General features: G+C 56.5%; 12 protein-coding genes and 1 riboswitch. Of the genes, 5 read left to right on the top strand and 7 right to left on the bottom strand.

The annotated features are described in order from the left end of the window. Positions 1–314 precede the first annotated feature (314 nt). On the bottom strand, positions 315–1,166 hold the full coding sequence (murI, locus tag Q9R34_RS16595) for a glutamate racemase (RefSeq protein WP_434126094.1): 852 nt from the start codon (positions 1,164–1,166) through the stop codon (positions 315–317). Continuing rightward, a complete protein-coding gene (gene btuB, locus Q9R34_RS16590; protein ID WP_485895107.1) occupies positions 1,111–2,988 on the bottom strand; it encodes a TonB-dependent vitamin B12 receptor BtuB in 1,878 nt (625 codons plus the stop codon). The genes murI and btuB overlap by 56 nt, the downstream gene beginning before the upstream one ends. A gap of 70 nt (positions 2,989–3,058) precedes the next feature. Further along, positions 3,059–3,239, bottom strand: a riboswitch (cobalamin riboswitch). 112 nt (positions 3,240–3,351) lie between these two features. Here btuB and trmA point away from each other — a divergent pair. Continuing rightward, the gene (trmA, locus tag Q9R34_RS16585) at positions 3,352–4,458 is read left to right on the top strand and encodes a tRNA (uridine(54)-C5)-methyltransferase TrmA (RefSeq protein ID WP_485895105.1); all 1,107 of its coding nucleotides are present in this window, start codon (positions 3,352–3,354) and stop codon (positions 4,456–4,458) included. A gap of 258 nt (positions 4,459–4,716) precedes the next feature. Here the strand turns inward: trmA and Q9R34_RS16580 are convergent, their stop codons facing one another. Further along, complete coding sequence (locus Q9R34_RS16580) at positions 4,717–5,073, bottom strand: YijD family membrane protein (RefSeq protein ID WP_485895103.1); 357 nt, start codon at positions 5,071–5,073, stop codon at positions 4,717–4,719. 17 nt (positions 5,074–5,090) lie between these two features. Continuing rightward, on the bottom strand, positions 5,091–5,735 hold the full coding sequence (gene fabR, locus Q9R34_RS16575; protein ID WP_434126101.1) for an HTH-type transcriptional repressor FabR: 645 nt from the start codon (positions 5,733–5,735) through the stop codon (positions 5,091–5,093). A gap of 191 nt (positions 5,736–5,926) precedes the next feature. Here fabR and sthA point away from each other — a divergent pair, with 191 nt between their 5' ends. Continuing rightward, on the top strand, positions 5,927–7,327 hold the full coding sequence (gene sthA, locus Q9R34_RS16570) for a Si-specific NAD(P)(+) transhydrogenase (RefSeq protein ID WP_033755573.1): 1,401 nt from the start codon (positions 5,927–5,929) through the stop codon (positions 7,325–7,327). On the opposite strand, the gene oxyR is transcribed toward sthA, so the two are convergent. Then, the gene (gene oxyR / locus Q9R34_RS16565; protein WP_485895101.1) at positions 7,310–8,227 is read right to left on the bottom strand and encodes a DNA-binding transcriptional regulator OxyR; all 918 of its coding nucleotides are present in this window, start codon (positions 8,225–8,227) and stop codon (positions 7,310–7,312) included. The genes sthA and oxyR overlap by 18 nt on opposite strands. Before the next feature lie 241 nt (positions 8,228–8,468). Between oxyR and Q9R34_RS16560 the strand changes: the two genes are divergently transcribed. From Q9R34_RS16560 to Q9R34_RS16550, 3 genes are all read left to right on the top strand, one after another. Then, positions 8,469–8,603 carry a thioredoxin domain-containing protein gene (locus tag Q9R34_RS16560; RefSeq protein WP_485895099.1) on the top strand — a complete coding sequence of 45 codons (135 nt, stop codon included), beginning with the start codon at positions 8,469–8,471 and terminating at the stop codon, positions 8,601–8,603. Positions 8,604–9,231: 628 nt separating this feature from the next. Next, positions 9,232–9,435, top strand: coding sequence for a DUF5862 family protein (locus Q9R34_RS16555; RefSeq protein WP_485895097.1), 204 nt, complete (start codon positions 9,232–9,234; stop codon positions 9,433–9,435). 85 nt (positions 9,436–9,520) lie between these two features. Continuing rightward, on the top strand, positions 9,521–9,832 hold the full coding sequence (locus Q9R34_RS16550) for a DUF5862 family protein (protein ID WP_485895095.1): 312 nt from the start codon (positions 9,521–9,523) through the stop codon (positions 9,830–9,832). Positions 9,833–9,930: 98 nt separating this feature from the next. Here the strand turns inward: Q9R34_RS16550 and argH are convergent, their stop codons facing one another. Further along, positions 9,931–11,304, bottom strand: coding sequence for an argininosuccinate lyase (gene argH / locus Q9R34_RS16545; protein ID WP_485895093.1), 1,374 nt, complete (start codon positions 11,302–11,304; stop codon positions 9,931–9,933). A gap of 87 nt (positions 11,305–11,391) precedes the next feature. After that, complete coding sequence (locus tag Q9R34_RS16540; RefSeq protein ID WP_434126109.1) at positions 11,392–12,609, bottom strand: argininosuccinate synthase; 1,218 nt, start codon at positions 12,607–12,609, stop codon at positions 11,392–11,394. Between the last annotated feature and the right edge of the window lie 9 nt (positions 12,610–12,618).

The following is a 12,618-nucleotide window of genomic DNA, read 5'->3' as shown; positions in this document are numbered from 1 at the left end:
GCTTGATATTTTTTAAGCCCGGAGGCTTTTGATATCTGCTCTCGAGTGCCCACACAGATTGTCTGATAAATTGTTAAAGAGCATGCCGCGATTATTCAGCGGCGCGGGCTGCGTATATTACGCTTTCCGCTTTATCAGTCAAGCATTTATTTTTGCTTTCCTGACGATTCGAACCTTGTCGAACCTTACTTAACACCGCATTCCGTAAGCCGTTGTGCCGTGTCAGTGGAGGCGCATTATAGGGAGTTCTTCAGGGCTGACAAGCGCTAATTTCAAATTAATTTCTGAGTGCCGATTTTTTCAGCAAAACCACCCTAAACTGCCACTTTTTCCAGCGACGGGAAGCCATAACGCTGTAAAACTGGCGATAATTGCAGCGCTTCGCCGTTGAGATCGGTACAAAACGCGCAGTTCGCCTGAGAAGAGTGTGCGCCAGGCGATTCATGCTCCAGCAGCCAGGCGGTACGACGCGCTATTGCCGCGCCCGAATCAATTAATCGCGTGCCTTCGGGCAAGACCTGCTGCAGCTCTTCGCGCAGTAAAGGAAAGTGCGTGCAGCCCAGCACCACCGTGTCCGGCGGTTCAGCCATACGTAGCCAGGGCTGGACGGTGCGTTGCACATCCTCTAGCGCGATAGTCTGACCATGCAACTTCTGTTCGGCCAGCTCCACCAGCTCCGCCGAGCCCAGCATGGTAATCCGGCATGAGGTGGCAAACTGCGCCACCAGATCGTGCGTATAAGGACGCCGCACCGTCGCGCGCGTCGCCAGCAGCCCGACCACGCCGTTGCGCGTCAGGCGCGCCGCGGGCTTAATCGCCGGCACAACGCCCACAACGGGAAAGCCGAAGCGTGCGCGCAGCGCTGGCAAGGAGACCGTGCTGGCGGTATTACAGGCAATGATGCAAAGCGAAAGTGGATGACGGCTGGCAATCGCGCCGACGATATCGACAACGCGCTCGACAATATACTCTTCGCTCTTCTCCCCATAAGGAAAACCGGCGTTGTCGAAAGCATAAAGATAGTGCAGATCCGGCAGGAGCTGCCGGACCTCATCATAAACGGAGAGTCCACCCACGCCGGAGTCAAACACCAGCACGGTGGGGCGCAGATCAGAAGCTGTAGCTGGCGCTGAGGTAATACTCCGTTCCTGGAGTTCGATAGCCATACGCTGTCTCGTAATCTTTATCAAACAGGTTGGCAATTCTACCACGAACCGTCAGCTGAGATGTGACCGGATACGACGCGGCGAGATCCCACAAACTGACGCCGCCCAGTTTAACGCGACGGGTAGGATAGCTGTTGTAGTCGTTATCAAAGCGATCGCCGAGATAATGATAGGTCACCGACCAGTCGAGGTTATAAATCGTCCAGTCGAGCTGATACTTCACCTGCTGTTTAGCGCGGCGCACCAGCTGTTGATCCGTTTCGCCGTCGCGCGCGTCGACGTAGTCATAGGAGATCTGATGACCCAGCGGGCCGGTATCAAATGACGCGGTCGCCTCGACGCCTTTAATACGCGCCTTGCTGGTGTTGTAGTAGCGATAGGTATTCGGATCGCTGTCAATCAGGTTATCAATGTCGTTGCGATAACCGGATACCCGCCAGTTAACCGCTCCTGTCAGCCCTTCAAAGCCCCCTTCCCACTGCTTGCTCTTTTCGGGATTGAGGTCCGGGTTGCCATAGCCAGGACTATAAATCTGCGACAGGTTAGGCGCCTTAAAGGCGGTGCCATACGAGGCGAAGACACGGTAGCCTGAAATAAACTCCCAGGACGCGGCGCTTTGCCAGGTGTTGTGCCAGCCGAACTGGTTATTGTCGTCGCCGCGCAGCGCGCCTTCCAGCGTCACGCTGCCAAACTGCTGCTGCGCGGTGAGATAGAGGCCGGTGTTGCGCTGCTCATAACCGTCCGCCAGGTAGTTGGTGCCTGGTTCGGTGGTCTCTTTCTGCCAGTCGATACCGCCGCTAATCGCGCCCTGGCCAACCTGCACGGTATTGCCCCACTGCAAATTGTACTGAGTGACGTCGTCAAAGGTCGATGCGGCGCCGTAGCGGCCGTTACGCGGATCGTAGTTGATATCTTTAGTGCGGCTATAGCTGGCGATCAGCTGCGTCGAATAGCTGTCCCGGTTGAAGCGCAGGCCGCTGTCCCAGGTCTGGCTGTAGAGCTGACGCGTATCGGCCACACCGATAACGTTAAAATCCCTGTCGTAGGTCCAGGATCCATCATAGGCGGTGCGGTTGTCGAAACCATAGCCGCGCACAAATCCGCTCAGCTCATCGCTGAACTGGTGTTCAAGGTTGCCATAGAGGGTCTTGCTCATAAACCCGTCTCTGTCGCCCTGCGCCGGGCCATAGTCGTTAGGATAGCCTGCGCCAACGTCGAAGCCGCGGGTATAGGTGTAGTTGCCGGCCAGCGTCAGTTTTGTGGCGTCGCCCAGCATCTGCTGTGTCGAACCGTCCCAGGACTGATAGCCTTTCGAACCAACGCCTGCGGTGAGCGTGGTGCCAGGCTGCGCACGGCCGGTAATAATATTCACTACACCGCCAATAGCGTCCGATCCATAAACCGCCGAGCGCGCGCCGCGGATATATTCGATACGCTGCACCAGCGAAAGCGGGATTTGGCTAAGATCAGACGACCCGGAGATGCCCGCCTGATTAAGGCGAATGCCGTCAATCAGGATCAGCACGTGGCTGGAATTGGTGCCGCGAATAAACAGCGAGCTGCTCTGTCCCAGGCCGCCGTTCTGCGCCACGTCGACGCCAGGCAGACGACGCATCACATCAGTCAGGCTTTTCGCCTGCCAGCGGTCGATCTCGGCGCGCGTCACCACCGTGGTGGGCGCCAGCACCGAGGAGGCCGGCTGGGCGAAACGGTTGGCGGTAACAACTTGCGTATCATCATTAGCCCGAGCGAAACCAGGTTGCGCCCAGAGAGCAAGCGCCGTTGCGCTAAACGCGAACAGCGAAGCGGAGTATTTTTTCATTGTTATGAGCATCCAAAAGACGAAACAGGATGCCGCAGGTATACGATCGATAGCACGCGATGACCGTACGAGTTGCGACGTCACGCCGGCAGGTCTTCGGGCTGGGAATCATTAAGTGGCGAAGACTTCCCATCCCGCTGGACAGTGTCTGCAAGGCGATCGCCACGACATTCCTTACCGCTGCGCGTCAGCTCCAGATTCGCACTGGATTCCCTATTAACTCAGGCTGAGGCCGGCGCAGGCAGTCTACAGGAGTCGTAATGGAAGTCCAGACAGCCATACTGACCAGCATGCGCAGGACTGGACAATGCCAGGTGAATGCCTACAATCGCCCGGCAAGTTTGCTATTAACCAGGATCGAACATGACACCCGAACATCTCCCGACCGAACAGTACGACGCGCAACTGGCCGAGAAAGTCAGCCGTTTACAAACGATGATGACGCCATTCGCCGCGCCTGAAGCGGAGGTGTTTCGCTCGCCGGTCAGCCACTATCGGATGCGCGCAGAGTTTCGCCTCTGGCATGATGGCGACGATCTTTACCACATCATTTTCGATCAGGCGACGCGCGAACGCATTCGCGTTGATCGCTTTCCCGCCGCCAGCGAACTGATCAATGCGGTGATGCCGGAGATGATCGCGGCGATCCGCGATAACCGCGTGCTGCGCCATAAGCTGTTTCAGATCGACTACCTCTCGACGATGAGCGATGAGATCGTTATCTCGCTGCTCTACCACCGCAAGCTGGAAGCGGACTGGGTAGACGCGGCAAGCGCCCTGCGCGACGCGCTGCGCGCCAAAGGTTATAAGGCACAGCTAATAGGCCGCGCCACGAAAACCAAAATTTGCCTCGACCGCGACTTTATCGACGAGCGCCTGCCGGTAGCGGGCCGCGAGATGATCTACCGTCAGGTAGAGAACAGCTTTACGCAGCCCAACGCGGCGATGAACATTCAGATGCTGGAGTGGGCGCTGGACGTCACCCGCGGTTCGCGCGGCGACCTGCTGGAGCTCTACTGCGGCAACGGCAACTTTTCGCTGGCGCTGGCGCGCAATTTCCGCCGCGTGCTGGCGACCGAAATCGCCAAGCCGTCAGTGGCGGCGGCGCAGTTCAATATCGAGGCCAACCAGATCGATAACGTGCAGATTATCCGTATGGCGGCGGAAGAGTTTACCCAGGCGATGAACGGCGTGCGCAGCTTTAACCGCTTACAGGGCATCGATTTAAAGAGCTATGAGTGCGAAACCATTTTTGTCGATCCGCCGCGTAGCGGGCTGGATGACGAGACGGTGAAAATGGTGCAGGCCTATCCGCACATCCTTTATATCTCCTGCAACCCCGAGACGCTGTGCGACAATCTGCAGACGCTGGCGCAGACGCATGAGGTTTCACGCCTGGCGCTGTTCGATCAGTTCCCCTATACGCACCATATGGAGTGCGGCGTGTGGCTGACGCGCAAAGACGGATAACAGCTTGCAGATTAGCGTAAAAAGCAGGTGATGCGGACGGCAGAGTAAAACGTCCCGCGTCAGGGACAAAAGCGCCGGAACGTTTTGAACAATGCGTAGCGTTGTCCCCTTTACGGACGCACCTCAGGGATGAGGTGCGTACTGCGCGGGCCGAGCGAGCATAAATGCGTTAAGGGACGTGGCGATCCGTCCCCACCGCCTGCGTCGACACGATCAGCAAACGGCAAAACGGGAACCTCAGGTTCTCGTTCTTATTTATTAGTCGTTGTTCTTACGACGCTTCATCTTCACGCCGATCCAGAACACCAGCGCCACCATCAGCAGCGTTGGAATAAAGTTGGAGCCGATATCCGGATACTCGGCGCGCACCAGCGCGCTATACACCAGAATGCCCAGCAGAAAAAACGCTGCCGCCAGACCCGGCATGCCGTCCGGCATATTGCGGTTTAAATAGCGCTGATGCAGGCTCCAGACCGCAAGCCCCAGCGCGATAATCGGGAAGATTGAAAAAGGCACAAAGGCGCTGAACAGCACGGAAAATGAGCCGTTAATCGCTAAACCGGTAATAAAAGCCAGCAGCAGCGTGCCTCTGTCGCGGGAACTCGGTTGTGTCATGGCATTATCCTTATCGTTTACTCTTCGGGTTTTTCCAGGGTGACCGCCAGACGTTCCTGCTCGCGGCGATACCAGTAATAGGCGCCTTTAGCGATCATGCGCAGCTGCAGCACCAGCCGATCTTCAAGCTTGCGACGCTGCTCGATATCCACATCCAGCGCTTCCGCGCCTGCGCTAAAGACAATTGTCACCATCGCTTCCGCCTGCGCTTCGGTAAAGCTACGCGGCATGCGGTTTTCGACTTCAAGGTAGTCCGCCAGCTCGGCGATGAAATGCTGGATTTCACGCGCCACGGCGGCGCGAAAGGCGGCAGAGGTGCCGGAACGTTCGCGCAGCAGCAGCCGAAACGCGTTGGGATTATTGCCGATAAATTCCATAAAGGTGGAAACCGACGTTTTAATGATGCTGCCGCCTTTGGCGATGCGCTGACGTGCCTGACGCATTAGCTGACGCAGCATCAGGCCGCTCTCATCGACCATGGTCAGACCAAGCTCATCAACATCTTTAAAATGACGATAAAAAGAGGTGGGCGCAATACCGGCCTCCCTGGCGACCTCACGCAGACTCAAACTGGTAAAGCTGCGCTCGGCGCTGAGCTGGCTAAATGCCGCCTCTATCAGCGTACGTCTTGTACGTTCTTTTTGTTGCGCTCTGACGCCCATTCTCTCTGCCTTGTGACGAGTTAAGAGGGCACTATAACAAAATTTTCAGCGTACACAGGCCAAAGTTTGTGACTGCCTGTGAACCTCACGCTTTGTCAAACCGTGGGGAATTTCACTGTTAGAATTCAGATGTGCGCGGCGAGATGTTAGAATCTCGTTGTAAAAATGTATAGAAAATAGGACGTACTGGTATGCAAAAGTCTTACGATTACGATGCCATCGTGATTGGCTCCGGTCCTGGAGGTGAAGGTGCAGCCATGGGCCTGGTGAAGCAGGGAGCGCGCATCGCAGTGATCGAACGCTACCATAACATCGGCGGCGGTTGTACCCACTGGGGCACCATTCCCTCCAAAGCGCTTCGCCATGCAGTCAGTCGCATTATTGAATTCAATCAAAACCCGCTTTACAGCGATCACACTCGCCTGCTGCGCTCCTCGTTCGCCGATATCCTGAACCACACGGAGAACGTCATCAGCCAGCAGACTGCGATGCGCCAGGGCTTTTACGAGCGCAACCGCTGCGAACTGTTTCAGGGCAACGCCCACTTTATCGATGCCAACACCATCGAAGTCGAGCATTACGACGGCACGCGCGAGCGCCTGACGGCGGAAAAATTCGTTATCGCCTGCGGTTCCCGTCCTTACCATCCGGCGGATGTCGATTTTACCCACCCGCGCATTTATGATTCCGACTCCATTCTTAACCTGCATCATGAACCAGGCCACGTCATTATCTATGGCGCAGGCGTCATCGGCTGCGAGTATGCGTCGATTTTCCGCGGCCTGAACGTCAAGGTCGATCTGATCAACACCCGCGACCGTTTGCTGGCGTTTCTCGATCAGGAGATGTCCGATTCGCTCTCCTATCACTTCTGGAACAGCGGCGTCGTTATTCGCCATAACGAAGAGTTCGAGAAAATCGAAGGCGTTGAAGACGGCGTGATTATGCACCTGAAATCGGGCAAAAAGGTGAAAGCGGACTGCCTGCTCTACGCTAACGGCCGAACCGGCAACACCGATTCGCTGGCGCTGGAAAATGTTGGACTGGAGGCGGACGGACGCGGCTTGCTGAAGGTAAACAGCATGTATCAGACCGCGCAGCCGCACATCTATGCGGTAGGCGATGTCATCGGCTATCCGAGCCTGGCGTCAGCCGCCTACGATCAGGGCCGCATCGCCGCCCAGGCAATAATCAAAGGCGAAGCCAGCGCGCACCTGGTGGAAGATATCCCTACCGGTATCTATACCATTCCGGAAATCAGCTCGGTGGGCAAAACCGAACAGCAGCTGACGGCGATGAAGGTGCCTTATGAGGTGGGCCGCGCGCAGTTTAAGCATCTGGCACGCGCGCAGATTGTCGGCATGAACGTGGGCAGCCTGAAGATTCTGTTCCACCGCGAAACCAAAGAGATTTTGGGCATTCACTGCTTTGGTGAGCGCGCGGCGGAAATCATTCATATCGGCCAGGCAATTATGGAGCAGAAAAACGGCGGTAATACCATTGAGTACTTCGTGAATACCACCTTCAACTACCCCACCATGGCCGAAGCCTATCGCGTGGCCGCGCTGAACGGCCTAAACCGCCTGTTTTAACGTGGCGTTGAGATAGCCCTGCATATGCGTGCGAATCGCTTCTGCCAGCTGCTCATAGCGGCTGCGCAGAGGCGAACCAGGACGATAAACCAGCGCGATGGTGCGCTGCGGCACAGGCTTATAGCACGGCAGATAGCAGACGCCATCGCGCACGCGCTCCTGCGGCACCGCCAGCGCAGGCAGCAGCGTGATACCGCTTCCGGCCGCCACCATATTGCGTAGCGTCTCCAGGCTTGTGGCGCGGAAATGCGTATCTTCGTCAGCACCCGCTTCAAAGCAGAAACCCATCGCCTGATCGCGCAGGCAGTGACCATCTTCCAGCATCAGCAGCTTTTCACCCGCCAAATCGGACATCGGCACGCGATCGCGGTCGCGCCACGGGTGATCCTGATAGACCGCCAGCTTCATCGGCTCGTCAAACAGCGGCACCTCAATGAAGGCTTCGCTCTCTTTTACCAGCGCCAGAATCGCACAGTCGAGCTTGCCGCTGTCGAGCTGGGCCAGCAGCTGCTGCGTCTGAGCCTCGTGCAGATACATCTCTAGCTTGGGGAAAGTCTGATGCAGCATAGGAATGATTTGCGGCAGCAGATAAGGACCGGTCGTCGGGATCAGGCCAATATGCAGCGGGCCGGACATCGCTTCGCCCTGCTGGCTCGCCATCTCTTTTAAGACTTTAACTTCCCGCAGTACGGTGCGCGCCTGATCGACCAGCAGCAAACCCGCCTGGGTGAACAACACTTTACGGCTGGTTCGCTCCAGCAGCATCACGCCCAGCTCATCTTCCAGCTTGCGGATCTGTCCGCTCAGCGTCGGCTGGCTGACGTGGCACGCATCTGCCGCGCGGCGGAAGTGGCGATGCTCGGCAAGCGAAACCAGGTATTCAAGATCGCGAATGTTCATTGTTATCCTCCAGACCACGATAGCCCGTGGCGATAGATAGGATAGCAATGAACGATTAGCCCTATCAAGCAATGATCAGAATAATGCACGCATCAAATTCAGGCGCTCCTTTTGAGCGTTCTGTGGCCGACGCCCTGCTGCCCTTTTTAACGTTTGAATTCAACGTGCAGGCGTCCATCTCTCTTTACCAGGCTGGCTGCCCGACCAGCCCCAAAACAGACAGATGCTGACTGGGAACAATATGTTGTTTGAAGAGATTGTAGTGGGTCAGGATGTTACCTCTGCCAGCCTGCTTGCCGTATCGGGCCGCGCTACGGTGTCGTCGGTTTTTATCGGCGGCAGAGAGAATCTGGAGCAGTACCCGCTATCAGCGTAAACGAATCACTGTGTCAGCCGGAGCGCTGGCCCTCTGATGATGTGCCTAAAATAAAATGAAATTCCGAAGCTAGAGGTTAGCGGGCAATTATTGCCCGCCTTTTTTTGCGCGTGGTTTGCGCGAAACCCTGCCTGACTGATGAAGGAAGAGCGCAGCGTTTCTCACCGATAAAACCTGTCTGAAATAATGGCCCTTCAGAAGAACCTTTCTCTCTTCCCTTAAAGCGTTCCAGCCTGGATAACCGTAATCAGGCATGACCTGACCAGCACAAAAAAGAATATTATAATATCCCACTCCTCTTTTGCTCTCTTTCTTACGGTCGTTAACACTCCGCAATTAAACAGCAGCCCATAAAAAGCGCCATAACACTATGCCCGTTTGTTATCGCTACCGCCGTGAAAATAGTAAATATACTATATACCCTGAGGTGATATTTTATTATTGTGCCTTTGCGTTACAGAAACCGCTTTTATATCGGCGGTTTCCCTCTGGGAAATGCAATTATATAACTCTTTAAAGGGAAAAATCATGCGCACATTATCACTCGAAGAAATGAACGCGGTAAGCGGTGCTGACTAGGCTGGTGCACTGATGGGGCTGGTGGATAGAGCGGCTACCGGTATGGCCATTGGGGGGTAAATGGGGAGGGGCTGGCGGCCTGTTAGTTGGCGCCATTTCTCAGCTGGTTGGCATTATTGTGCCTACCGCAATGGGCGGCCTGATGGGCTTTATTGCTGGCGCAGCAACTGATGCTGAAACTGTAGGGGCGCTAATTGCCAATTACCGTGAAACTTTCGGTCCGGGCGATATTAATCACGGCACCCTCGCTTAAGCAATATTAATGATAAAGGGCAAGATTATCTTATAAAATTGATAATCCTGCCCTTCTTTATCCATTTAGACTTTCTGGAGAGGAAATGGCTTTGAGAATATTAACTTTGGCTGAACAGCCGTATGTTAGCGGAGCGGCAGGAGTTACCACAGAAGTCTGGACATATTTAGATCAGGTTCTGAACAATACGCTGGATGGCTTTTCTACAGGCATGGCTATTGGCGGCAGATGGGGAGGCGCAGGAGGTATTATTTTTGGTGCTGTCTCTCAATTAGTGGGATTAGCTATTCCATGCCTAATGGGCGGCGTGCTGGGTCTGGTCAGTGGCGTCACCCTGGGGTATGAAGCGACAAGTCAGTTGCTAAATGACTATCGTGAAAAGTTTGGCACTGAATAAACCGATTTTATACCTGTAGTCAGGCGCATTAAAGAAAGCGGCAACAGCCAACAGATTATTACAGCTGGCAACGCCTTCGCATTGCCAGCTGACTTATCTTACAAAAGACGTTTTTTTGCCTCGTCGATAGCAAACGCCACCTGCTGAGGCGCAACGCCGCCTTTCGCATTACGTTTTTCCAGGCAGGACTGCAGCGCCAGAATGGCGTAAACGTCCTCTTCAATCGCCGCGCTGAACTGCTTTAGCTGCGCCAGCGACAGCGCTTCCAGCGCCACGCCCTGTTTGATCGCTTCCACCACCGCTTCGCCAACGATATGGTGCGCTTCGCGGAAGGGCACGCCCTTCGCCACCAGATAGTCAGCCAGCTCGGTTGAGTTGGCGTAGCCCTGCTCCGCCGCTTCCTGGCAACGCGGGCGTTTCACCTGAATGCCGTCCAGCACCAGCGCCGACATATGCAGACAGTCGAGCCAGGTATCGAGCGCGTCGAACAGCCCCTCTTTGTCTTCCTGCATATCTTTGTTGTAGGCGAGCGGCAGCCCCTTCAGCGTCATCATCATGCCGGTCAGCGCGCCCTGCACGCGGCCGCATTTGCCGCGGATCAGCTCCAGCGCGTCCGGGTTTTTCTTTTGCGGCATCAGCGACGAGCCGGACGTCACCTTGTCGGACAGCTCGACGAAGCCCGCTTCGCCGGTATTGAAAAAGATTAAGTCTTCGGCGAAGCGCGACAGATGCACCATGCCGATAGAGGCGTCAGCCAGCAGCTCCAGCACGTGGTCGCGATCGGACACGGTGTCGAGGCTGTTGCGCGTGGCAGAGGCGAAGCCCAGCCAGCCGGCCAGCTGGTCACGATTGATGGCGTAGGCGGTGCCCGCCAGCGCGCCGCAGCCGAGCGGGCTGACGTCGAGACGCTTCAGCGTATCCTGCAGGCGGCTTTCATCGCGCGCCAGCATTTCCACATAGGCCAGACACCAGTGCGCGAAGGTCACCGGCTGCGCGCGCTGCAGATGGGTATAGCCCGGCATCACCGCATCCTGGTTCGCTTCAGCGGTCACCGTCAGCGCCTGCTGCAGTTCACGCGTCGCGCCCAGCAGCGCCTCCACCTGCGCTTTGCACCAGAGTTTAAGATCGGTCGCCACCTGATCGTTGCGGCTGCGGCCGGTATGCAGCTTTTTGCCCAGCGCGCCGACTTTCTCGATCAGCTGGCCTTCAACCCAGCTATGAATATCTTCAGCGTCGCTTTGCAGAATCTGTTCCGGATCCGCCTGCACCTCGGCCAGCAGCGCATTCAGCGCCTGCTCCAGCTGCTGCTGCTCGTCGGCGCTCAATACGTTGACCGTCACCAGCGCTTTGGACCAGGCGATGGAGCCGACAATATCCTGCTCCGCCAGACGATAGTCGAAGCGCAGCGAGTCGTTGAACTGTTTGAAACGTTGGTCTGCCGCCTGGGTGAAACGTCCGCCCCAAAGTGCCATGTGAAACTCCTTCAATCCTTAAAGCAGAGGCGGCCCGAAGCCGCCTCTGCGAAATCTGGTTGGGCGAGGCCTGCGCCTCGCCGGTTATTACTTCTTCTGCTCGTTCAGGGCGCGAATGCGCGAAGAGAGCGAGAAGAGACGGATAAAGCCGCCTGCGTGACGGTGATCGTAAACCTCGTCTTCGCCGAAGGTGGCGAACTCTTCTGAGTAGAGGCTGTTGGAAGAGCGCTTCTGGATCGCCGTCGCCTGGCCTTTATAGAGCTGCAGCACCACTTCGCCGTTAACCTCTTCAGCCAGCGACTCGGCAGCAGCCTGGATTGACTTACGCAGCGGCGCGAACCAGCGGCCGTCGTAAACCACATAAGACATCTCATGGCCCAGCTGTTCGCGCCATTTAAAGCTGTCGCGATCCAGCACCAGCTGCTCAACCGCGCGCAGCGCGTTCACCATAATGGTGCCGCCGGGGGTTTCGTAGCAGCCGCGCGACTTAATGCCGACCAGACGGTTTTCCACGATGTCGATACGGCCAACGCCGTGCTTCGCGCCGATAGCGTTAAGCGCTTCCAGACACTGGAACGGGCTCAGTCTTTCACCGTTAACGGCCACCACGCGGCCTTTTTCCACGGTAACGGTGACGTTTTCAGGCTGATCCGGCGCTTCCAGCGGATCCACGGTCCACACCCAGCAATCTTTGTTCGGCGCATTAGCCGGGCTTTCCAGCACGCCGCCTTCGGTCGAGATGTGCCAGGCGTTCTCATCGCGGCTGTAGATTTTTTCCAGCGACGCGGTGGTCGGAATGTTACGCGCTTTCAGATAGTCCAGCAGCGCTTCGCGCGAACGCAGGTTCCATTCACGCCACGGGGCCACCACTTTCAGCTGCGGCGCCAGCGCAGTGTAGGTGGTTTCGAAACGCACCTGATCGTTGCCCTTGCCGGTCGCGCCGTGGCACAGCGCATCCGCGCCGACTTTCAGCGCCAGTTCAACCTGCGCTTTGGCAATAATCGGACGTGCCATCGAGGTGCCCAGCAGATAGGTACCTTCATAAAGCGCGCCGGTCTGCAGCACTGGATAAACGTAGTCGCTAATAAATTCTTCACGCAAATCGACCACGTGGCACTCGGAAGCGCCGGACTGCAGCGCTTTCTTCTCCACGCCTTCCAGATCGCTACGCTCCTGGCCGATATCCGCCACGAACGCCACGACCTCACAGCCGCCGTAGTTCTCTTTCAGCCACGGAATGATGGCGGAGGTATCCAGGCCGCCGGAATAGGCCAGTACGATTTTTTTGATATTTTGCGTGCTCATGTCGTCATC

It is taken from the genome of Enterobacter sp. BRE11, assembly GCF_031844285.1.
Lineage (GTDB): Bacteria > Pseudomonadota > Gammaproteobacteria > Enterobacterales > Enterobacteriaceae > Pantoea.
Note: the sequence above shows the minus strand (reverse complement) of the source record. Positions and strands in the feature narration are given on the sequence as shown.